Below are 21692 nucleotides of genomic sequence, written 5' to 3' on the forward strand. Positions count from 1 at the left end.
CTACAAGGTTTGTGCGTTACATCGACACAAAAAAGAAACTCACCACCAATCCCAAGCCGATAAACCACACGATGGAACGCAGCAGCGCCCAGTCGGCCAGGTAGCAGATGATGTAGAGCATGCGGCTGGTAACAAACAGCACCGCCAGCACATCGATGGTCACCGACTGGGCGTTGCCCACGATATCGGCAATAATCACTGCCGCAGCAAACATCGGCGTCACTTCAAAGCTGTTGAGCTGGGCACTGTGGGCACGCTTGGCAAACCCTTGCAGGCCGTCGAGAAACGTACGCGGATCATGGTTCTGTTTAGGCCCGAACTTGCCGTCGCTGAACTTGGCAAAGGCGGTACATACGTAGGTCAGGCAGAAGGCAATCAGTACACACCAGAAGGCAACCGTCATTGGAATTTCCTTTTTAGAGTTTCATCACGAGCATGCCGATCAGCACCAGCCCACAGGCTAAGAGCCTCGGCCCGCCAAAAGGTTCTTTGAGGTAACGCATACCAAACAGCACCACCAGGATCACACTGACTTCGCGCAGCGCCGCCGCCTCGGCAATCGAGCCCAACTGCATGGCCCACAGCACCAATGCATAACTGGCCAGCACGCAAACCCCCACCGCTACCCCCAACCGCCATTGCGTACGCCAGAACAGCGTAAACGCGGCCCGCTTGCGGGTAATCGCCAGCAACGGGAACGGCCAGGCACTGAGCAACGTGACCCACACCAGATAATCCAGCGGGTGTGACCAGCGCCGGATAGCCTGACCATCGATGAAGGTATAGCAACCGATACACAAGCCGATCAGCGCCACCACTGGCAGCATTGACCAGGGCAGACGATCACCGCCGCCGCCCTGCCACAGCAGGCAGGCCATGCCGCAGGGGATCAGCAAAATGCCGATGATCTGCTGGCCCGTCAGCACTTCGCCAGCAAAGGTCAGGGTCAGCGCCAGCACCACCAGCGGCGAGAGCCCGCGCATCAGCGGATACACCAGGCCCAGGTCCCCCACCCGATAAGCGCGGATCAATAGCACCCGATAGACCAGCTCGAAGAGCACAGAAGCCAGTATCCACGGCCAGATTTCAGGCGGTGGCCACGACACAAAGCCCACCAGCCCGGCCACTACCACCAGCGCCACCGTGTCCATGCAGGCGATGACCAGCAAACGCTCACCGCTGAACTTGATCAGGGTATTCCAGATCGCGTGCAACACAGCCGCGACCAACACCAACGCCGTTGCCAGCACCGCAGACTCCTTGTTGTTATCAACCTGCGATCACTGCCAGGCCCCGCCATGCAACCTCAGTGCAACTGTGTGGTCAATGACCTCGTACTTCGCGTCCGTTTGCCACCCCCCCGGGATGTGCCCCTGACGCCCGTTTTTGCATCCAAATACTGCCCGAACCGATCGGGCATCCATTCACTCTCGCCACCACAGGATCCCGGATGCTTGAGCTTGTTGCTGCGTTTATCTGCCTGACCTCACTACTCACTTACGTGAACTTCCGCTTTATCGGCCTGCCGCCGACGATTGGCGTGATGGTCACTGCCCTGATGTTTTCCCTGTTGCTGCAAGGCTTGAGCTTTCTTGGCTACCCTGGCCTTGAAGAACGTGTAGAGCAACTGATCGGACAGATCGACTTCGGCGACCTGCTGATGAACTGGATGCTGTCGTTCCTGCTGTTTGCCGGTGCCTTGCACGTAAACTTCAGCGACGTGCGCAGCTACCGTTGGCCCATCGGCCTGCTGGCCACCGTTGGCGTGTTGATCGCCACCACTGTGATCGGCAGCCTGGCGTACTGGATTTTCGGCCTGTTCGGCTGGCATATCAGCTTCCTCTACTGCCTGCTGTTCGGCGCCCTGATTTCCCCCACCGACCCGATTGCCGTGCTGGGTGTGCTGCGTACCGCCAACGCCTCCAAGCCGCTGAAGACCACCATTGTGGGCGAGAGCCTGTTCAACGACGGCACCGCCGTTGTGGTGTTCACCGTATTGCTGGGCATCGTGCAACTGGGTGAAACCCCGAGCTTGAGTGCCACGGCGATGCTGTTTGTGCACGAAGCCATCGGCGGCGTGGTGTTCGGTGGTTTGATCGGTTACCTGGTGTACCGGATGATCAAAAGCATCGAGCAATACCAGATCGAAGTGATGCTGACCCTGGCACTGGTGATCGGCGGGTCGGCCATGGCCAGTGAGCTGCATGTGTCGGCGCCGATTGCGATGGTGGTTGCCGGTCTGATCATCGGCAACCTGGGCCGCAACAAGGCCATGAACGAAATGACCCGTCGTTATATGGACGGTTTCTGGGAGTTGCTCGATGACATGCTCAACGCCCTGCTGTTTGCGCTGATTGGTATGGAACTGTTGCTGCTGCCATTCTCATGGCTGCATTTGCTGGCGGCCAGCGTTCTGGCGGTGGCCATCTTGCTGTCGCGCCTGCTGACCGTGGCCCCGGCCATTGTGCTGCTGCGCCGCTGGCGTACCGTGCCTCGCGGCACCATCCGCATCCTCACCTGGGGCGGCCTGCGCGGCGGGGTTTCGGTGGCACTGGCATTGGCCTTGCCGCTGGGCCCGGAGCGCGATCTGATTTTGAGTATCACCTATATCGTGGTGCTGTCCTCGATCCTGTTCCAGGGCTTGACCATTGGCAAACTGGTCAAGCATGTGACCAAAGATGCGCCGCTTGAGGCCGATCACGCGCATTAGTCCGCGCCTGCTATTGCTGTAGTCGCTGACGAGGCACGAAGGCTGCGATCGGGGGTGGTACGCCACTGCGATCGCAGCCTTCGTGCCTCGGCAGCGACTACAGGTTTCTGTCAGCACCTCTTCCCTGTCTTTTCTCTACCCTTGGCTACACTCACCCTCCTGATGCCCGAAGGCATGACACGCAAAGGAGAAAGGGATGAGTACTTCTGCTGCTTATGCACAGCCCAGGCGCCATCTGGGTGCCAAGATCATGATCATTGCGGCGCTGGTCGCCCTGGCCATCACGGCCTGGCGATTCTTTACGCCCCTCTCTGGCGTAACGGACTCCGGGGGCGCAATGACCACGATGCTTGCCGAGTTTGTACTCTTTGTTTTGGGCGTGCTGCTGGTTCAGACCAGGGCAGGAGGCCTGCGCAGCTTCGTCGTGTTTTTGGCCTGGGTTGGTGCAATAGGGACAATCTTTGCCGCCAGCCTGCTGCACGGTTGGTGGACCGTTGCCGTGCTGGTGGTCTACGCCGTGGGTGTTGTGATTGAAACCTTTGCCGCCAAGCCATCAAGGAGCGCGATATGAACGGGATCAAAAAACATTTAATCGCAGCTCCAGCGCTGTGCCTGCTGGCTGGTGTGTCCAACGCTCAGGCAGAAACCTACACGGTCCCGCCGCCGTTGCTGGCACCGTCCAGCATCTCTGCCGAGGAGGCTAAATTACCCATCCCGAACGGCAAGGAGTGGGACAGTTTCCACGGGCAGCTGAGCGCGCAGAAGTACTCGCCCCTGACCCAAATCAACAAGGACAACGTCGGCAAACTGACCAAGGTCTGGCAGTACTTCACCGGCGACATGTCTACCGGCACCGGCAAGATCCCACCGTCTGTGTGGTCCGCCACGCCGATTTTTGCCAATGACACGCTGTACGTCGGCACGCCTTTTTACCGCATCATTGCCCTCGACCCCGAGTCCGGCAAAGAAAAGTGGACCTACGACACCAAGTCGAAACTGGTGGCCGAAACCCAGCCCGCGCTGAAATCACGGGGCGTGGCCTACTGGCAGGAGAAAGCCCCACAGCAGGGCGTGGCCTGTCAGAAGATGGTGTACCTGGGCAACATGACCGCGCAGCTGTATGCGGTGGATGCCGACACCGGCAAGCCGTGCGAAGGTTTCGGCAAAAACGGTGTGGTGGACGTCAACCAATGGAACAAGGTCAACGCCAAATGGCCGCTGTCACAGCTACAACCGCCCACCGTTATCGGTGACAGGCTGATCGTCGGCTGGGCCGGTAAAGACTGGGAATATGAAGTCGAATCACCGGGTTCGTTGTTCGCCCTCAATGCCCGCACCGGCGAGCTGGAATGGGAATTCAAACCGATTCCCGATGAAGAAGCAGGCAAAACCGGTACTGCCAATATCTGGACGGCCATGTCCTACGACCCGGCGCTGGGCTTGCTGTATATCCCCGTGTCCTCGCCTTCGCCCAACTACTGGGGCGGCAACCGCACCAAGCCGATTCCGCTGGGCACCTCGACCACCGCGCTGGATATCAACACCGGCAAAGTCGTATGGTCCCGTCAGTGGGTTCACCACGACTTGTGGGATTACGATATCAACTCCGCACCGACGCTGATGGACATCACCGTCAACGGCAAGCCGGTGGCCGCCTTGGTGCAAGCGACCAAGATGGGTTTCTTGTTCACCGTTGACCGCCGCACCGGTGAAGACGTGTGGCCGATCGAAGAACGCCCGGTGCCACAGGGCGATATCCCCGGCGAAGTTTACTCGCCCACCCAGCCTTTCCCGACCAAACCTGCACCGTTGATGGATCAGTCGAAAAAACCGGCCATCTGGAAAATCGCCGATATCGTCGGTTTTGGTCAGTGCACGAAAATGTGGGACGGCCTGGAATACAACGGTATGTACTCGCCGCCCAGCACCAAGGGCAACGGCGTACTGGCCTACCCGGACAGTGCGGGTGGCGTGCAATGGGGCGGTGTCGCGTTTGACCCGGTCAGCCAGGTCGCCATCGTCAACACCTCGCATATCGTGCAGATGATCAAGCTGTGGGATCGCGCGTCCTACGACAAACAGCCGAAAACCGCGGGCAACGAAAACGGCTTCTATCCGCAGATCGGCGCACCGTACGGGATGAGCTTGCTCAATGCCCAGAACTGGGCCGGCATGCCGTGCTGGGCCCCGCCTTTCGGTGAAATCGTGGCGATCGACATGCGCAGCGGTGACGTGAAATGGCGTCGGCCAATGGGTGCGGTGCAGCAGTGGGGCTGGTACATGCCTGAAGACATGGGCTCACCGACCATTGGCGGCCCTGCGGTGACTGCAGGCGGCGTGGTATTTATCGGCGCTTCGATGGATGCCAAGGTACGCGCTTACGCCCTGGATGACGGCAAGGAGCTATGGTCGGACATCGTCATGGCACCTGCCGTGGCCAACCCTGCCGTTTATGAATACAAGGGCCGGCAATATGTGGCGTTTGTCGCGGGCGGCAACTCGATCATGAAAGACCAGGTGGGTGATCAGGTGGTGGTGTACGCATTGCCCAAATAACCCACCGCCCTCCCCCTGCGGGAGTGGGCTTGCTCGCGATTGCATCAACGCGGTGTATCAGACAAACCGCGCTGCCTGCATTGCGAGCAAGCCCGCTCCCACATTCTTGATACTTGTGATTAGCCCGCCAACCGCTGCAACTGCTCGCCAGCCCGCTCGGCGCACAGTTGCAGCAACCCTTCGAGCATATGCGCCGGGGCTTCATCGGCCCGGGTCAGCGCATACAGCGTAATCGGCAGCGCCGGTGTCAATGGCCGGATCACAGTACTCTCCCGCGAAGCCCCCAACGCCGTAAACGGATCAATCACCGCCAACCCTGCACCGGCCTCCACCATCGCCCGCGCCAGCGAATAGGTCTGTACTGCAATGCTGATACGGGGTGGTGGCTCTACCGCTTGCAGGTAGTTGTCCAGCCGTGCAAACAGAGGGTCCACACTGCTCAGCCCGATCAAAGGCGCATCTGCCAGCTCATCCAGCGCCAGCGGCACGCCCTCACTTGCATCCGGCCAGAACCCGCGCGGTGCCAGCGCTACCAGCACACCGTGGGCCAACGCCTGGGCCTTGAGCCCTGGATGCTCGGGCAGCTTGAAGGTCAGAGCCACGTCCAGTTCGCGCATCAGCAGGTTCTGGATCAGCTCACGGGTATGAGCACTGGCCAGTTCACAGTTGATCTCAGGATATCGGCGCTTCCACTCGCTGATCACCGGCGGCAGTAGCGCGAGTGCTAACGCAGGCGTACTGCCAATCCGCAAACGATGCCCCGGCGTGCGCCGCAGGCTTTGCGCCAGACGCTGCACGCCTTGCAGGCTCTCGGTCACCTTGTCGACTTCGCGCTCCAGCAACAGCGCTTCGGGGGTGGGCTGCAATTTACCGCGTACCCGCAGAAACAACGGGAAGCCCAAGCGCTGCTCAGCGTGTTGCAACACCTTGCTCACCGCAGGCTGCGAGACATGCAGCAACTGCGCAGCCGCACTGACAGAACCGGTTTGGCGAATCGCCTGGAACACTTCGATATGACGCAAGCGCATGGCAGCAGTCCATAACCTTTGTTTATGGGAGAGCCATCTTTATTCATTGTTCGCCGCCTGTCACCTGCCCCTAACCTGAAGCCCGTTCAATAGCGGGCCAAGGACTGACATGACACAGCGAGTTTGCATCATCGGCGGGGGCGTTATCGGGCTGGCCACAGCGTATGCGCTGGTGCGCGACGGCTTTGAAGTGAGCGTGATCGAAGCTCAGCCAACTCTGGGCAGCCAGACCAGCTTCGCCAATGGCGGCCAGCTTTCCTACCGCTATGTTGCACCGCTGGCTGATGCGGGAGTGCCCTGGCAGGCGATGGGCTGGATGCTGCGCGGTGACTCGCCGCTCAAGCTGCGACCACGCATGGACCCGGCGCAATGGCGCTGGCTGGCGTCGTTTATCGGCGCATGCCGGGGTTCGGTGAATCAGCGCAATGGTGCGCATCTGCTGCGTCTGGCCTTGCTCAGCCAGGCCACCTTGCAGCAATGGCGCGAAGAAGATCAGCTGGATGGCTTCGCCTGGCAGCGCAACGGCAAACTGGTGGCGTTCCGTGAGCGCGCCAACTTCGACAAGGCGCGCAAAAAAGTTATCCACAGTTCATTTCAACAGGCCCTGACTGCCATCGAGTGCGTCAGCCTGGAGCCCGGGCTGCAGGGCTCGGCCTTTGTCGGCGGCATCTACACCCCCAGCGAAGAAGTCGGCGACTGTCACGCGTTCTGCCAGCAACTGGTCGCCCGCTTGCAAGCAAGCGGCCGCTGCACCTTTATGCTGGGGAAAACCGTCACCCGCATTCGTCATGCCAATGGTGCGGTACAGGCAGTGGAAATGGGCGACGAGGTACTGGCCGTCGATCAACTGGTACTCGCCGCGGGCCACAACAGCCCGGCCCTGCGCCTGCCAGGGCTGAACCTGCCACTGTACCCGCTCAAGGGTTACAGCCTCACCCTGGCCCTGCGCGACCCGCAAAAGGCACCCCAAGTGAGCATCACCGACTACGACCGCAAGATTGTTTACGCCCGTATTGGTGAACAACTGCGCATTGCCGCGATGGTCGACATTGTCGGTTTCGACCCCGCCCCGGACCCCAAGCGCCTGGCGCAAATGCGCCAGCTGGCCCGCAGCACCTTCCCGGATGCGGGCAACTATGACGACGCCACCGAGTGGGCTGGCATGCGCCCTGCTACGCCCAGTGGCGTACCCATTCTTGGCGCCAGCAGCTATCGCAACCTGTGGCTCAACCTGGGCCACGGCGCGCTGGGCTTCACCCTGGCCTGCGGCAGCGGGCGCCTGCTCAGCGAGCTGATTGCCCAGCGTAAAACCTCCATTGATATGCAAGGTCTGGCGGCTTGAGTGCGCCACCCCCACCACAAGGAAAGCCCGATGACGATTCACCGCATCAACAGCAATGACCGTTTGAGCGCTGCCGCGACCTTTGAGGCGCTGGTGTTTCTGTCCGGACAAGTTCCCACGCAAAGCGAAGACATTACCGCGCAGACCCAAGAGGTGTTGAGCAAGATCGACGCGCTGCTGGCCGAAACCGGCAGCGACAAGGACCACATTGTTAACGCCACGATTTACCTGCAGAACATTCAACGCGATTTTGCGGCCATGAATGCCGTGTGGTCCGCATGGCTGTCAGCAGGCAAAGCACCCACCCGTACCACGCTGCAAGCCGAACTGGCGCGGCCGCAGGTGCTGGTGGAAATCAGCGTGATTGCAGTACGTCACTAATCTGTTTTAGGGGAAAAAACAAAATGAAAAAACTCACCTTGATCAGTTGCACCCTGGGCCTGTTGATCAGCCATAACGTGCAAGCCAATGAGGCCCCACTGCAGGGCACGCTCAAGAAAATCGCCGACTCCGGGAGTATTACCCTGGGTTATCGCGATGCGTCGGTGCCGTTTTCGTATGTCGGTGACAACAGCGGCAAGCCAATGGGCTATTCGGTGGAGCTGGCCAACAAGATTGTCGAGCGTATCCAGCAGCAAGTGGGCGACAAACCGCTGAAGGTCAAATACAACCTGGTGACCTCGCAAACCCGCATCCCGCTGGTACAGAACGGTACTGTCGACCTTGAATGCGGATCGACCGGGGTAACGGCAGAGCGGCAGAAGCAGGTAGCGTTTTCGTACGGGTTTATTTATGTCAAAGGCCAACTGCTGACCGCCAGGGACAGCGGCATCAAGGGCTTCGATGATTTACGCGAGAAAAACGTAGTGACCACCGCTGGCACCACCAATGAGCGCTTTATCAAAAGCTACAGTGCCGACCACAAGATGGGCATGAACGTGATCAGCGCCAAAGACCACGGCGAAGCGTTCAAAATGCTCGAAACCGGTCGCGCCGTGGCCTTTTACATGGATGACGCGCTGCTCTACGGTGAACGGGCCAAAGCCCGCGATCCGCATAAATGGGTGGTGGTGGGGGACGAGCAGTCGCGGGAAATCTACAGCTGCATGGTGCGCAAGGGCGACCCGCAATTCCTTGCCGTGGTCAACAAGACCCTGGCTGAGCTGTACCAGTCCGGGGAAATCACCAGCATCTACCAGCGCTGGTTCGAACAACCGATCCCGCCCAATGGCCTGAATCTGGAGTTTCCGATGACCGCCGAGCTGAAGAAAATCATCGCCTCGCCGGTGAGTGATCCGGTGGAGTAAGGATATTTTTTAGAGCACTTAAACCCAATCCTCAATGCGCAAACCGGGCACACGCTCAAATTCCCGGGTGTTGTTGGTAACCAAAATCAGCCCCTGTGATCGCGCATGGCCAGCAATCATCTGGTCATAGGGGCCAATAGGTTTGCCCAAAAGGGCTAGCTCGGCGCGAAGTTGGCCTGTATGAATCGCCGCATCCTGATCGTAGTTCAAAACCTCCAGTCGGGCGGCAAAGCCTTCAACCACAGCGAGATTACGCTGCGGGCTGGAGGATTTTTCGGCCCCATAGACCAGTTCCATCAAGGTTACAGTGCTGATGCAAAGTTGCCCGTGATGGGCCATAAAAGCCATGCGTACGGCCTCAGGACGGTTTTTGATGGTGAAAATGCAGATGTTGGTATCGAGCATGAATTTAAGCATCAAAAATCATCCCGCCGTTGATCTGCGGGCTGCTCACGATCTGTCATGAAGTCAGCTGTCACACCTTCACCTTCAAACCAGCTGTCCCAGGACTCACCTGCAGGCGTGATGATGCGAGCTCTACCAACAGCCACAATATCAACCCGCTTGACGTCGTCGGGTAACGCCGCCGCCTTGGGCAAACGTACTGCCTGACTGCGATTGCTCTGAAAAACCGAACCTTGCTCCATGACCGCCCTCCGGGATATGCCTCTTGTATATCCCATCGTAGTTTCAGTCATCAGCAAGTCAATGGCTGAGCCCTGAAACGCCTACGCCAAACGACGGGCGGCAGAGACTGGCAATGGACCAAATCGTCTCTATTGGCAAGCCTCAAGACACCCAAGGTGACTTACGAATGATCTCGACAAAATTCATCGGTTTGAAGCTCGGGTCCACATCCACCAGCACATCGGCGTTAACCGTGCCAAAGGTGGTGTCGGGGCGGTGTTTGAAGCCGTTGGCAAAGGCGCACAGGATGCATTCCTTGAAGCCCTCGCCACGCGGGTGGGCATGTACCACAGCTTCGCGCTGTTCTATGGGGAATGCCGCGTAATCGATGCCCAGTACGTCCATTTCAACCCCGGCAGTCACCAGCGCCACGTTCGGGCGCAAGTGTTGCGGCACGCCAGGAGTGGTATGCAAGGCGATAGATAGCCATACCTGCTCGACATCGTCGTCACTCAGGCCGAACGGTTTCATAAAGGCTTTGGCGCTGTTGGCACTGTCGACTTCAAAGCGCTCGTTGTCACTGCGATGGCCTTCAACCAGGCCCAGATCGTGGAACATCGCTCCCACATAAAGCAGCTCCGGGTCGTAGGCCAGTTGCTTGCGCTGACCGCTCAGGGCACCAAACAGAAACACCCGCCGCGAGTGGTTGTAGAGCAAGTCGGACTCAACGTCACGGATGTATTCAGTGGTGGCTTTGGCCAGGGCGCTGTCCGGGATGACGATGCCTGCGATGGTCTGATTCATGGCGAACTCCTCGATCAAGCGCCGGGATGGCGCCGTGGAATCAAGTCTGTGCCCGAACAACATTGGCAACAATCGACATGCCAGGGCGATTCGTGCCAATCACATACCAATACCAGCCACGTCCCCGAGCAGACTTGCCCACAGGGGATGAGTGCGGTATTTCATCTGACACACACATCACGGCCAACCCCGATGACTCTGACCGTAGCCTTGATTGTTTTCCCCGGCGTGCAGTCCCTGGATGTGACTGGGCCTATGGATGTATTCGCCGAGGCCAATGCCTTTCTACCTCCGGGCGAACGCTATCAGCTTGAGGTGCTGGGGCTGGAGTCGGGTTTGCTGGCGTGCTCGAACGGCTTGTCAATTCAGGCCCACCGCCATTTCGGCCAGGCCAAAAGCGCTTATGACCTGGTGCTCTGCGCAGGCGGCCCGGGGTTGCCCGATCAGGATTTCGGCCCCGGGTTTTACGCATGGCTGCGGGGCGTATGCCGAAAATCGCGGCGCTTCGGTTCGATCTGCAATGGCGCGCTGATGCTCGGCCGCGCCGGGCTGCTCGATGGTCGGCGCGTGACCACCCACTGGAGTGACGTGGCCGCCCTCGCCCGCCTTTGCCCCAGTGCGACCCTGGAGGCCGATCGCCTGTATGTGCAAGATGGCAATCTATTCACGTCGGCCGGGGTGACGGCGGGGATTGATCTGTCGTTGTATGTGCTGAGCCAGGATCACGGCCCGCAAGTGGCGCTGAATGTGGCCAGGCGGCTGGTGGTGTTTACTCAGCGTTCGGGCGGGCAGTCACAGTTCAGCCCGTTTTTGACCCAGGCCACGCACCCTGGCTCACCGGTGGCCGCCGTACAGCGCCATGTGCTGGAGAATCTGCGCGGGGATTTGACCATTGCTGAACTGGCGCAAGCGGCGCTGATGAGCCCGCGCAATTTCTCACGGGTGTTTGCCCGTGAGGCCGCAGTTACCCCGGCGCAGTTCGTTGAAGGTGCACGGGTAGATGCAGCCCGCGCCCTGCTCGAAAACCCCGGGCTGGCGCTCAAGACCGTGGCTTACGAATGCGGCTTTCGCGATGCACACCATATGCGCAGCGTGTTTATGCGCCGGCTGGGGGTATCGCCGCAGCAGTTCCGGATGAACTTTGCGGCGATGACATAACCAATACATCACATCCCTGTGGGCTTTAGAAATCGCCCCACAACTGCTGGGCCACGGCCAGGGCCACAACCGGCGCGGTCTCTGTGCGCAGTACCCGTGGGCCAAGGCGTGCAGGCTGATAGCCAGCGGCTTGGGCCAGATCGATTTCGTTGTCGGTCAGGCCGCCTTCAGGGCCGATCAAAAACGCCAGACGCGCAGGTTTGGCGTGACTGGCCAGCGGTTCTGATACCGGGTGCAAAACCAGCTTGAGGTCGGCCTCGGTGGTTTTGATCCAGTCACTGAGCAACACCGGCGGATGGATAACGGGCACCCGCGAACGGCCGCACTGTTCACAGGCGCTGATCGCCACTTGCCGCCAATGGGCCAGGCGCTTGTCAGCGCGCTCGTCCTTGAGCCGTACTTCGCAGCGCTCGCTCATGATCGGCGTGATCTCGGTGACACCCAGCTCGGTGGCCTTTTGAATCGCCCAGTCCATGCGCTCACCACGGGACAGGCCCTGACCTAGGTGAATGGCCAATGGCGACTCAACTTGCCCGGCGAAAGTTTCGTCCAACAGCACGCGCACGCGCTTTTTGCCGACCTCCAGCAAACGCCCGAGAAACTCCTGACCCGAGCCGTCGAACACTTGCAGGGCATCGCCCTCGGCCATGCGCAGCACGCGGCCAATGTAATGCGCCTGGGCCTCAGGCAATTCGTGTTCACCAAGGCTCAAGGGAGCGTCGATAAAAAAGCGGGACAATCTCATAGGGGTTCTCTAAAAATGGTGTTCTTGCTGTGGGAGCGGGCTTGCTCGCGATAGTATCAACACGGTTTGACAGACAGACCGCGTCGCCTGCATCGCGAGCAAGCCCGCTCCCACAGTAGGGGTAAAGTTGTGATTAACCCGGGTCGCGGAAATCCGGATGAAAGTTCGCCGGCACGGCCACGCTGATGTCGCTGCGGGTCGCGATATCGATCCCTTCACTGGCCACTTCAGCCAGAAAGTCGATCTGCTCGGGGGTAATCACGTAAGGCGGCAAGAAATACACCACGCTGCCCAACGGACGCAACAGCGCGCCACGTTCCAGGGCGTGCTGGAAGACTTTCAGGCCACGGCGCTCCTGCCACGGATAAGCTGTCTTGCTGGCTTTGTCCTGAACCATTTCAATGGCCAGAACCATACCGGTCTGACGCACTTCCGAGACATGGGCGTGGTCGGCCAGATGGGCCGTCGAACTGGCCATACGCTGGGCCAGGGCCTTGTTGTTCTCGATCACGTTGTCTTCTTCGAAAATATCCAACGTTGCCAATGCCGCCGCACAGGCCAGCGGGTTGCCCGTGTAGCTATGGGAGTGCAGGAAGGCGCGCAAGGTCGGGTAGTCGTCGTAGAACGCGCTGTACACCTCGTCTGTGGTCATGCAAGCCGCCAAGGGCAAATAGCCACCGGTCAGCGCCTTGGACAGGCACAGGAAGTCCGGGGTAATACCTGCCTGTTCACAGGCAAACATGGTCCCGGTACGGCCAAAGCCCACGGCGATTTCATCGAGGATCAGGTGCACGCCGTAGCGGTCACAAGCTTCGCGCAGCAGCGTGAGGTACACCGGGTGGTACATGCGCATGCCACCCGCGCCCTGGATCAACGGCTCGACGATCACCGCCGCAACCGTATCGTGATGCTCAGCCAGGGTCTGCTCCATGGCCAGAAACATGGTGCGCGAATGGGCTTCCCAGCTCACCCCTTCAGGGCGCAGGTAGCAGTCGGGGCTCGGCACCTTGATGGTGTCCAGCAACAGCGCCTTGTAAGTCTCGGTAAACAGCGGCACATCACCCACTGCCATCGCCGCCATGGTTTCGCCGTGGTAGCTGTTGGTCAGGGTGACGAAGCGTTTTTTGTTCGGCTGCTCACGGTTGAGCCAGTAGTGAAAGCTCATTTTCAACGCGACTTCGATGCACGACGAACCGTTGTCGGCGTAGAAACAGCGGGTCAGGCCTGCTGGCGTCATTTTGACCAGGCGTTCGGACAGTTCGATCACCGGCTGATGGCTGAAACCGGCAAGGATCACATGCTCCAGTTGGTCGACCTGATCCTTGATGCGCTGGCTGATGCGCGGGTTGCAGTGGCCAAACACATTGACCCACCAGGAGCTCACGGCATCCAGGTAACGCTTGCCCTCGAAGTCTTCCAGCCACACGCCTTCGCCGCGCTTGATCGGGATCAACGGCAGTTGCTCGTGATCCTTCATTTGGGTGCAGGGGTGCCACAACACGGCAAGATCACGCTGCATCCACTGATTATTCAGGCCCATTTCCGACTCTCCTGGCGCTGGCTCCCGATATGTACGGGTAAACAATCGCGCAAGCCTATGCAATCCGCCGTCGCGTCACAACCTATTACAAATTCCCGCCTCTTACAGACGCTGGCAAACTCACCAGAGCGACACTAAATCTTGTTAACGTTTGCTTAATCATCACCCCACAGGCTACAGATCGTATTTATCGATAGCTTGCAGCGAAAAAATGCGCTTTCAATCGATAGGTAAACCATTAGTCTTAGGCTCAAGTTCCCACAGGGTGTTGGCAATGCAGCTACGTAACTCTTCTTCTCGATATGGTGCAGTCAGCATTTTCATGCACTGGTCCGTTGCGTTGGCGGTGTTCGGACTGTTCGCCCTGGGCCTGTGGATGGTTGGTCTCGACTACTACAGCCCTTGGCGTAAAGAAGCGCCCGACCTGCATAAAAGTATTGGTCTGACGCTGCTCGCAGTAATGGTACTAAGGGTGATATGGATCTGGATCAGCCCGGCCCCACCGGCACTGGCCAGCTATAGCAAGGCAACACGTATAGGCGCCAAACTTGGCCACGGTTTTTTGTATCTAAGTTTGTTTGCCCTGATGATCGCCGGCTATCTGATTTCCACTGCTGAAGGCGTGGGCATCCCGGTATTTGGCCTGTTTGAAGTACCTGCACTGATTTCCAACTTGCCCGATCAGGCCGATGTGGCCGGCGTCGTGCATTTGTATCTGGCGTGGGCCGTGGTGATTTTTGCCGGTCTTCATGGTCTAGTCGCTTTGAAGCACCACTTTATAGATCGTGATGCGACCCTGGTTCGTATGCTGGGCCGCAAAGCCTGATGTTCAATCTCAACTCAAAAGGAATAGACCGCATGTTGAAAAAGACCCTCGCTGCGCTGGCTCTCGGTACTGCACTGCTGACCGCAGGTCAGGCCATGGCGGCTGACTACACCATCGACAAGGAAGGCCAGCACGCCTTTATCGACTGGAAAGTCAGCCACCTGGGCTTCAGCTTTATCCACGGTACTTTCAAGGACTGGAGCGGCACCTTCTCGTGGGACGCAGCCAAGCCTGCTGACAGCAAAATCGACGTCACCCTGAAAACTGCCAGCCTGTTCTCCAACCACGCAGAACGTGACAAGCACATCGCCAGCAAAGATTTCCTGGACGTGAGCAAGTACCCGGAAGCGACCTTCAAGTCGACCAAGGTTGTGCCAACTGGCGACAAAACAGCTGACGTAACCGGCGACCTGACCTTGCACGGCGTGACCAAGCCAGTAACGTTCAAGGCAACGTTCAACGGCGAAGGCAAGGATCCATGGGGTGGCGAACGCGCTGGCTTCAACGCGACCACTACCGTGAACCTGAACGACTTCGGCATCAAATCCCCGGGCAAAGACCAGACTCTGACCCTGGACATCTCGCTGGAAGGCGTGAAGGCCAAGTAATAGCGCTTTTATACGGCTAAAAAAAACGCCCCGGCTTGCGAGAGCCGGGGCGTTTTTTTGTGCGTGAATCAAGAGCCCCTCACCCACCCCCTCTCCTTCCGGGAGAGGCTGGGGTGAGGGTGCTTTTGACTCAGCGGTTACGCGTCAACAGCGCTGGCTTCTCGCCACGAGGGCGGTTCGGCAGTTGATCGAGCTGCTCAGGTGTCGGGAAGCGATCGCTTTTCGACTCCTTGTGCATGATCTTCGGCTGATTCTCGCGTGGGCCTTTAACCGCTGGCTCTTGACGGGCATCGTCACGGGCCGGGCGGTTTTCGCGACGGGCTTGACCGTCACGCGGGGCACCGCTGCGTGGACCGCCGCGCTTGGCTGGCGGAGTGCCAGTGCTGGCGCCGCTGCCAGTGCGCGGAGCATTCTGACGGCCACCGGTACGTGCGGCTGGCGCGGTCCCAGTGCCAGTACCCTGAGCTGGAGCGCCCGGACGACGGCCACGGCTCTGGTTGTTCTTGTTCTGGTACGGGCTAACGTAATCAGCGCGGTTACCAAAGTTATCCACATCGTCATCACGGAACTCGTCCGGCGCACGGTTGGCATCGGCACGAGGCGTTGGCTGGCGCTGTTCACGAGCAGGTTGAGCTTCGCGTGGCTTCTGCTCACGAGCTGGACGCTCGCCGCGAGCGGCTGCAGGCTTCTCTTTGCTTTTTTCCTTGCCCTTGTCTTTACGACCGCCGCCACCGCCTGGGTTGCCCGGACCGTCGCCACGTGGGCCACGTGGAGGGTTGCGCGGGTTACGCACATCCGGACGCTCACGCACTTCAGGCTTTTCTGCTTCGATAGTGCTGGAGTCAAAACCCATCAGATCGCCATCGGCGATTTTCTGCTTGGTCATGCGCTCGATGCTTTTCAGCAGTTTTTCTTCGTCCGGAGCCACCAGCGAGATCGCTTCGCCCGAACGACCGGCACGGCCAGTACGGCCGATACGGTGAACGTAATCTTCGTCGACGTTAGGCAGTTCGAAGTTGACCACGTGCGGCAGCTGATCGATATCCAGGCCGCGAGCGGCGATATCGGTGGCTACCAGAATGCGTACGGCACCGGCCTTGAAGTCGGCCAGGGCTTTGGTCCGGGCGTTCTGGCTCTTGTTACCGTGGATGGCCACAGCGGTAAGGCCGTGCTTGTCCAGGTATTCAGCCAGACGGTTGGCACCGTGCTTGGTACGGGTGAAGACCAGCACCTGTTCCCAGGCGCCTGCGGTGATCAAATGCGCCAGCAGGGCACGCTTGTGGGTCGCCGGCAGACGGAAAACACGCTGTTCGATACGCTCGACCGTGGTGTTCGGCGGCGTAACTTCGATACGTTCCGGGTTGCGCAGCAGCTTGCCGGCCAGATCGGTGATGTCCTTGGAGAACGTCGCCGAAAACAGCAGGTTTTGACGCTTGGACGGCAGGCGGGCGAGGACTTTTTTCACGTCATGGACAAAGCCCATGTCGAGCATGCGGTCAGCTTCGTCAAGCACCAGGATTTCAACGTGGGACAGGTCAACGCTGCCCTGGCCAGCCAGATCGAGCAAACGACCCGGGCAGGCAACCAGCACGTCAACACCGCGGGCCAGGGCCTGCACTTGAGGGTTGGTGCCGACACCGCCGAACACGCAGGCGCTGACGAACTTCAAGTCGCGGGCATAGAGCTTGAAGCTCTCGTGCACCTGGGCGGCGAGTTCGCGAGTCGGAGTCAGGACCAGCACGCGTGGTTGGCGTGGGCCGTGGCGCTGGGATTTGTCCGGGTGGCCATTGGGAAACAGCTTTTCCAGAATCGGAAGAGCGAAGCCACCGGTTTTACCAGTACCTGTCTGAGCCGCAACCATCAGGTCGCGACCTTGCAACACGGCGGGAATGGCCCGCTGTTGCACCGGAGTAGGCTCGGTATAGCCCGCAGCTTCAATGGCGCGGACTAAAGCCTCGGAGAGACCGAGGGAAGCAAAGGACATGAGAAATCCTGTTCTAGTTAGGGCTTGGCCCAAAGGGATAGTCTTGCCTGGCGTGAATGGCGTTTAAGGTGACGCAATCCCGTCCGGTCCTGCTCCAGTCCACAAGGCTCATACGCACCGCTCGCGCGGGCAAGAGCTGCGCAGTAGCGGGGTTGAGTGGCTTGTACAAGGACGAGCGGCCGGGCGTAAGCCTGGCGGAAAGGCCGGAGTATAACAGAGCATTCGCGGCGCGCCGATTTCATGCTGCCCAACGGCTAGTGGGAACGAGACATAACCTGTGGGAGCCGGGACATTGTGGGAGCTGGCTTGCCTGCTCCCACAAGAATCATGCAGCCATTTACCGTGGCAGCTTCAGGTTGTTCCAGATTGCCAGGCTAGGGTCGGCCTGGTTCAGGGTGTAGAAGTGCAGCCCCGGTGCGCCGCCCTCAAGCAGGCGTTCGCACATTTCGCTGATTACCTGTTCGCCAAACGCCTGGATGCTCTGCGTATCGTCGCCGTAGGCTTCCAGTTGCTTGCGAATCCAGCGCGGGATTTCAGCACCGCAGGCGTCGGAGAAGCGTGCCAGCTTGCTGTAGTTGGTGATTGGCATGATGCCCGGCACGATTGGAATCATCACGCCCGCTGCCTCTACGCGCTCGACAAAACGGAAGTAGCTGTCGGCGTTGAAGAAGTACTGGGTGATCGCACTGTCGGCACCAGCATGGGCCTTGCGCACGAAATTGTTGATATCGTCTTCGAAGTTGCGCGCTTGCGGATGCATCTCCGGGTAAGCGGCCACTTCAATATGAAAGTGGTCAGCGGTTTCTTCACGAATGAAGCTCACCAGATCATTGGCGTAGCGCAACTCGCCGCTGGCCATACCCATACCCGAAGGCAGGTCGCCACGCAGCGCAACGATGCGCTTGATGCCCGCCTCCTTGTACTGGGCCAGCAGGCCGCGCAAATCAGCCTTGCTGTCACCCACGCAAGAAAGATGCGGTGCCGCAGGCACTTTTACTTCGCTCTCCAGCTGCAGCACGGTATTGATCGTGCGGTCGCGGGTCGAGCCACCGGCACCGTAGGTGCAGGAGAAAAAATCGGGGTTGTAGGTCGCCAGCTGGCGAGCCGTGTTCATCAGTTTTTCATGTCCAGCATCGGTCTTGGTCGGGAAGAACTCGAAGCTGTAACGACGGTCTTGAGACATGGGAATACCCTGGCGTGCGCGAGAGGTCATGGACGGCCCCTGACGCTGAACTTTCACACAAAAAAAGGCGGTCAGTACAAGCCTGACCGCCTTTCTTTAATCAGTAGCGGTAAGCGTCTGGCTTGAACGGGCCTTCGACGGTTACGCCGATGTAGTCAGCCTGTTGCTGGGTCAGTTGCGTTACAACGCCACCGAAACCACGAACCATTTCCAGCGCCACTTCTTCGTCCAGCTTCTTCGGCAGCACTTCTACGGTCAGACGTTCGGCTTGCTGCGCGGCTGGCAGGTCAGCGTATTTCTGGGCGAACAGGAAGATCTGAGCCAGAACCTGGTTGGCGAACGAGCCATCCATGATGCGGCTTGGGTGGCCAGTGGCATTGCCCAGGTTAACCAGACGGCCTTCGGCCAGCAGGATCAGGTAGTCATCGTTCTGTGGGTCGAATTCGCCCAGGCCAGTACGGTGAACCTTGTGAACCTGTGGCTTCACTTCTTCCCATGCCCAGTTCTTGCGCATGAAAGCAGTGTCGATTTCGTTGTCGAAGTGACCGATGTTGCACACTACAGCGCGTTTTTTCAGCGCAGCCAGCATGTTCTTGTCGCACACGTTGACGTTACCGGTGGTGGTCACGATCAGGTCGATCTTGCCCAGCAGTGCAGCGTCGATGCTGGCAGCAGTGCCGTCGTTCTGGCCGTTGATAAACGGCGAAACCACTTCAAAGCCGTCCATGCACGCTTGCATGGCGCAGATCGGGTCAACTTCCGACACTTTAACGATCATGCCTTCCTGACGCAGGGACTGGGCCGAACCCTTGCCCACGTCACCGTAGCCGATCACCAGCGCTTGCTTGCCGGACAGCAAGTGGTCAGTACCACGCTTGATGGCATCGTTCAGGCTGTGACGGCAGCCGTACTTGTTGTCGTTTTTGCTTTTGGTCACCGAGTCGTTGACGTTGATCGCAGGGATCATCAGCTCGCCTTTGGCCAGCATGTCCAACAGGCGGTGAACACCGGTGGTGGTTTCTTCAGTCACGCCGTGGATCTTTTTCAGCATGGCCGGGTATTTCTTGTGCAGCAGCTCGGTCAGGTCGCCGCCGTCGTCGAGGATCATGTTGGCATCCCAAGGCTCGCCATCTTTGAGGATGGTTTGCTCAAGGCACCACTCGTACTCTTCTTCAGTCTCGCCTTTCCAGGCGAAAACCGCGATACCGGCAGCAGCGATCGCGGCAGCAGCCTGATCCTGAGTCGAGAAGATGTTGCACGACGACCAACGTACTTCGGCACCCAGGGCAACCAGGGTTTCGATCAGCACGGCGGTCTGAATGGTCATGTGGATGCAGCCCAGAATCTTCGCGCCCTTGAGCGGTTGTTCTGCGGCATAACGGCGGCGCAGACCCATCAGGGCCGGCATTTCGGACTCGGCGATAAAGGTTTCGCGACGGCCCCATTGGGCAAGGGACATATCAGCGACTTTATAGTCGGTAAAACCTGCAGGCGTGTTTACAGCGCTCATCAAGAGCCTCCATTCGTTTAATCGCGAATGGGCGCCGTTGTGCGTTTAATGCCTGAACAGGGAGCCCTGAACAAACAACGCCCCATCCGAGCCTGACAGGTTGAACCTGCTGCAGCGCCCCTCGGACAGGTGGCGGGAACGGTACTGGGTAAATATGACCGTTTTGAAGCGACGGGCATTATAGCCATCCGGGCAAGTGATCCCAAGGCTTTTTCTTTGCGCTTATCGAGACCATAGTCCAAGCCTAATAGAGCTATGGGCCGTGGTCTGACATCATGGTCGGCATCTAAGGCAAGACGGTCAGGAGCGAATATGAATTTCCACACCCGCAAATGGGTTAAACCCGAAGACCTAAACCCCAACGGCACCCTGTTCGGCGGCAGCCTGCTGCGCTGGATCGATGAGGAGGCCGCGATTTACGCCATCGTCCAGTTGGGCAACCAGCGCGTGGTGACCAAATATATCTCCGAAATCAATTTTGTCAGCGCCTCGCGCCAGGGCGACATTATCGAACTGGGCATCACCGCCACCGAGTTCGGTCGCACCTCAATCACCCTGACCTGCGAAGTGCGCAACAAGATCACCCGCAAAAGCATCCTGACCGTGGACAAGATGGTATTCGTCAACCTGGGCGAGGACGGCCTGCCGGCACCGCACGGACGTACCGAGATTAAATACGTCAAAGACCAGTTCCAGGATGACGAGCAGGTCTGACCCTCAACAACTGGAATACTGTTGTGGGAGCGGGCTTGCTCGCGATGCAGACGACTCGACCTGTCAGGTAAATCGAGGCGATACCATCGCGAGCAAGCCCGCTCCCACTCAATGCAAACCGACTACAGGTCAATGAGTGAACAGCTTCACACCCAGCGTGTCGTATCTTTACCCTCGCTACGGTGATAAAGCTCATGGCCACGCAAAACTCCGGCAAGACCCCCAACCTGACGGCTGACGAAAAGCACGACATCAGCAAAAACCAGCCGCCGCGCGCCGCCGTGCTGCACGAGATCATTCGTCAGCAGGGTGATCAGGAGCTGGAGCGCAGCATCGCCGCTTTATTCTGGTCGGCCCTGGCCGCCGGGCTGACCATGGGCCTGTCGCTGATGGCCATGGGTTTGCTCAACTCACGCCTGCCCAGCGACGAGGCCTTCAAGGTCATCGCCAGCTTCGGCTATTGCGCAGGCTTTCTGGCCGTTATCCTCTCGCGCCAGCAGTTGTTCACCGAAAATACCCTCACCGCCGTACTGCCGATCATGAGCAAGCCCACATTGGGCAATTTCGGGCGTTTGTTCCGATTGTGGGCCGTGGTGCTGGTGGGCAATCTGATGGGCACCTTGCTGGTGGCCTATGTGATGTTGCACCTGCCGATTTTCGACACGCAAACCGACAAGGCTTTTCTGGAAATAGGCCGCAAGGTCATGGAAAACGATACCAGCCAGATGTTTGCCAAGGGCATCATCTCGGGCTGGATGATCGCGACAATGGTGTGGATGATCCCGTCCATGGAAAGCGCCAAGATGTGGATCATCATCCTGATCACCTACCTGATGGCGCTGGGCGACTTCACCCATATCGTGGTCGGTACGGCCGAAGTGTCGTATCTGGTATTTGCCGGTGAGCTGGCATGGAAAGACTTCTGGCTGATATTTGCCGGCCCGACCCTGGCCGGCAACATCATCGGTGGCAGTTTTATCTTTGCCCTGATCAGCCACGCGCAGATTCGCAGCGACACCAAAAAGCCCAAGCCAGAGGCCTAACTGCCCG

The 21692-nt window shown here is 59.0% G+C and carries 22 protein-coding genes and 1 riboswitch; of the genes, 11 read left to right on the forward strand and 11 right to left on the reverse strand.

Going from position 1 to position 21692, the window contains the following annotated elements:
- Positions 1-16: 16 nt before the first annotated feature.
- Both ACZRMH_RS00755 and ACZRMH_RS00760 read right to left on the reverse strand, forming a co-directional pair.
- Positions 17-403 carry an MAPEG family protein gene (locus tag ACZRMH_RS00755; protein ID WP_464011714.1) on the reverse strand — a complete coding sequence of 129 codons (387 nt, stop codon included), beginning with the start codon at positions 401-403 and terminating at the stop codon, positions 17-19.
- A gap of 13 nt (positions 404-416) precedes the next feature.
- On the reverse strand, positions 417-1250 hold the full coding sequence (locus ACZRMH_RS00760; RefSeq protein ID WP_464011715.1) for an EamA family transporter: 834 nt from the start codon (positions 1248-1250) through the stop codon (positions 417-419).
- A gap of 200 nt (positions 1251-1450) precedes the next feature.
- Between ACZRMH_RS00760 and ACZRMH_RS00765 the strand changes: the two genes are divergently transcribed.
- From ACZRMH_RS00765 to ACZRMH_RS00775, 3 genes are all read left to right on the forward strand, one after another.
- Positions 1451-2710, forward strand: coding sequence for a cation:proton antiporter (locus ACZRMH_RS00765; RefSeq protein ID WP_464011716.1), 1260 nt, complete (start codon positions 1451-1453; stop codon positions 2708-2710).
- Between the two features lie 196 nt (positions 2711-2906).
- Positions 2907-3281 (forward strand): hypothetical protein, encoded by a 375-nt coding sequence (locus tag ACZRMH_RS00770; RefSeq protein ID WP_464011717.1) that lies wholly within the window; start codon positions 2907-2909, stop codon positions 3279-3281.
- Positions 3278-5266: a pyrroloquinoline quinone-dependent dehydrogenase gene (locus ACZRMH_RS00775; RefSeq protein WP_464011718.1), complete on the forward strand. Its 1989-nt coding sequence runs from the start codon at positions 3278-3280 to the stop codon at positions 5264-5266. Before ACZRMH_RS00770 ends, ACZRMH_RS00775 begins: the two co-directional genes overlap by 4 nt.
- Before the next feature lie 119 nt (positions 5267-5385).
- Here the strand turns inward: ACZRMH_RS00775 and ACZRMH_RS00780 are convergent, their stop codons facing one another.
- The gene (locus ACZRMH_RS00780) at positions 5386-6294 is read right to left on the reverse strand and encodes a LysR family transcriptional regulator (RefSeq protein ID WP_464011719.1); all 909 of its coding nucleotides are present in this window, start codon (positions 6292-6294) and stop codon (positions 5386-5388) included.
- A 109-nt stretch (positions 6295-6403) separates the two neighbouring features.
- Between ACZRMH_RS00780 and ACZRMH_RS00785 the strand changes: the two genes are divergently transcribed.
- From ACZRMH_RS00785 to ACZRMH_RS00795, 3 genes are read left to right on the forward strand one after another with little or no spacing between them, the layout of a single operon-like run.
- The gene (locus ACZRMH_RS00785) at positions 6404-7636 is read left to right on the forward strand and encodes a D-amino acid dehydrogenase (protein WP_464011720.1); all 1233 of its coding nucleotides are present in this window, start codon (positions 6404-6406) and stop codon (positions 7634-7636) included.
- Positions 7637-7666: 30 nt separating this feature from the next.
- The gene (locus ACZRMH_RS00790; RefSeq protein ID WP_464011721.1) at positions 7667-8017 is read left to right on the forward strand and encodes a RidA family protein; all 351 of its coding nucleotides are present in this window, start codon (positions 7667-7669) and stop codon (positions 8015-8017) included.
- A 23-nt stretch (positions 8018-8040) separates the two neighbouring features.
- A complete protein-coding gene (locus ACZRMH_RS00795; RefSeq protein WP_464011722.1) occupies positions 8041-8943 on the forward strand; it encodes a transporter substrate-binding domain-containing protein in 903 nt (300 codons plus the stop codon).
- Between the two features lie 18 nt (positions 8944-8961).
- Here the strand turns inward: ACZRMH_RS00795 and vapC are convergent, their stop codons facing one another.
- The 3 genes from vapC to ACZRMH_RS00810 form a co-directional block, all read right to left on the reverse strand.
- Entirely contained in the window at positions 8962-9360 is a 399-nt protein-coding gene (gene vapC / locus ACZRMH_RS00800) for a type II toxin-antitoxin system tRNA(fMet)-specific endonuclease VapC (protein WP_464011723.1), read from the reverse strand.
- Positions 9360-9590, reverse strand: a complete 231-nt coding sequence (gene vapB / locus ACZRMH_RS00805) for a type II toxin-antitoxin system VapB family antitoxin (RefSeq protein WP_464011724.1) — start codon at positions 9588-9590, stop codon at positions 9360-9362. Before vapB ends, vapC begins: the two co-directional genes overlap by 1 nt.
- A gap of 142 nt (positions 9591-9732) precedes the next feature.
- Entirely contained in the window at positions 9733-10374 is a 642-nt protein-coding gene (locus ACZRMH_RS00810; RefSeq protein WP_464011725.1) for an HD domain-containing protein, read from the reverse strand.
- A 192-nt stretch (positions 10375-10566) separates the two neighbouring features.
- Here ACZRMH_RS00810 and ACZRMH_RS00815 point away from each other — a divergent pair, with 192 nt between their 5' ends.
- A complete protein-coding gene (locus ACZRMH_RS00815; protein WP_464011726.1) occupies positions 10567-11532 on the forward strand; it encodes a GlxA family transcriptional regulator in 966 nt (321 codons plus the stop codon).
- A 25-nt stretch (positions 11533-11557) separates the two neighbouring features.
- Here ACZRMH_RS00815 and ACZRMH_RS00820 read toward each other — a convergent pair whose 3' ends face one another.
- Both ACZRMH_RS00820 and ACZRMH_RS00825 read right to left on the reverse strand, forming a co-directional pair.
- Complete coding sequence (locus ACZRMH_RS00820; protein ID WP_237147576.1) at positions 11558-12277, reverse strand: 16S rRNA (uracil(1498)-N(3))-methyltransferase; 720 nt, start codon at positions 12275-12277, stop codon at positions 11558-11560.
- A gap of 133 nt (positions 12278-12410) precedes the next feature.
- Positions 12411-13817 (reverse strand): adenosylmethionine--8-amino-7-oxononanoate transaminase, encoded by a 1407-nt coding sequence (locus ACZRMH_RS00825; RefSeq protein ID WP_464011727.1) that lies wholly within the window; start codon positions 13815-13817, stop codon positions 12411-12413.
- Positions 13818-14091: 274 nt separating this feature from the next.
- On the opposite strand from ACZRMH_RS00825, the gene ACZRMH_RS00830 reads away from it, so the two are divergent.
- On the forward strand, positions 14092-14643 hold the full coding sequence (locus ACZRMH_RS00830; protein WP_464011728.1) for a cytochrome b: 552 nt from the start codon (positions 14092-14094) through the stop codon (positions 14641-14643).
- Between the two features lie 32 nt (positions 14644-14675).
- On the forward strand, positions 14676-15251 hold the full coding sequence (locus tag ACZRMH_RS00835) for a YceI family protein (protein WP_019828007.1): 576 nt from the start codon (positions 14676-14678) through the stop codon (positions 15249-15251).
- Positions 15252-15381: 130 nt separating this feature from the next.
- Here the strand turns inward: ACZRMH_RS00835 and ACZRMH_RS00840 are convergent, their stop codons facing one another.
- From ACZRMH_RS00840 to ahcY, 3 genes are all read right to left on the reverse strand, one after another.
- Positions 15382-17235 carry a DEAD/DEAH box helicase gene (locus ACZRMH_RS00840; protein ID WP_464011729.1) on the reverse strand — a complete coding sequence of 618 codons (1854 nt, stop codon included), beginning with the start codon at positions 17233-17235 and terminating at the stop codon, positions 15382-15384.
- 337 nt (positions 17236-17572) lie between these two features.
- Positions 17573-18418, reverse strand: a complete 846-nt coding sequence (metF, locus tag ACZRMH_RS00845) for a methylenetetrahydrofolate reductase [NAD(P)H] (protein WP_464011952.1) — start codon at positions 18416-18418, stop codon at positions 17573-17575.
- A 100-nt stretch (positions 18419-18518) separates the two neighbouring features.
- Positions 18519-19928: an adenosylhomocysteinase gene (ahcY, locus tag ACZRMH_RS00850; protein WP_464011730.1), complete on the reverse strand. Its 1410-nt coding sequence runs from the start codon at positions 19926-19928 to the stop codon at positions 18519-18521.
- Positions 19929-19950: 22 nt separating this feature from the next.
- Positions 19951-20057: riboswitch (S-adenosyl-L-homocysteine riboswitch) on the reverse strand.
- Positions 20058-20240: 183 nt separating this feature from the next.
- On the opposite strand from ahcY, the gene ACZRMH_RS00855 reads away from it, so the two are divergent.
- Both ACZRMH_RS00855 and ACZRMH_RS00860 read left to right on the forward strand, forming a co-directional pair.
- Entirely contained in the window at positions 20241-20642 is a 402-nt protein-coding gene (locus ACZRMH_RS00855) for an acyl-CoA thioesterase (protein WP_464011731.1), read from the forward strand.
- A gap of 194 nt (positions 20643-20836) precedes the next feature.
- Positions 20837-21685: a formate/nitrite transporter family protein gene (locus ACZRMH_RS00860; RefSeq protein ID WP_464011732.1), complete on the forward strand. Its 849-nt coding sequence runs from the start codon at positions 20837-20839 to the stop codon at positions 21683-21685.
- The last annotated feature ends 7 nt before the right edge of the window (positions 21686-21692 follow it).

The sequence above is a fragment of the Pseudomonas sp. B414 genome (assembly GCF_055408445.1).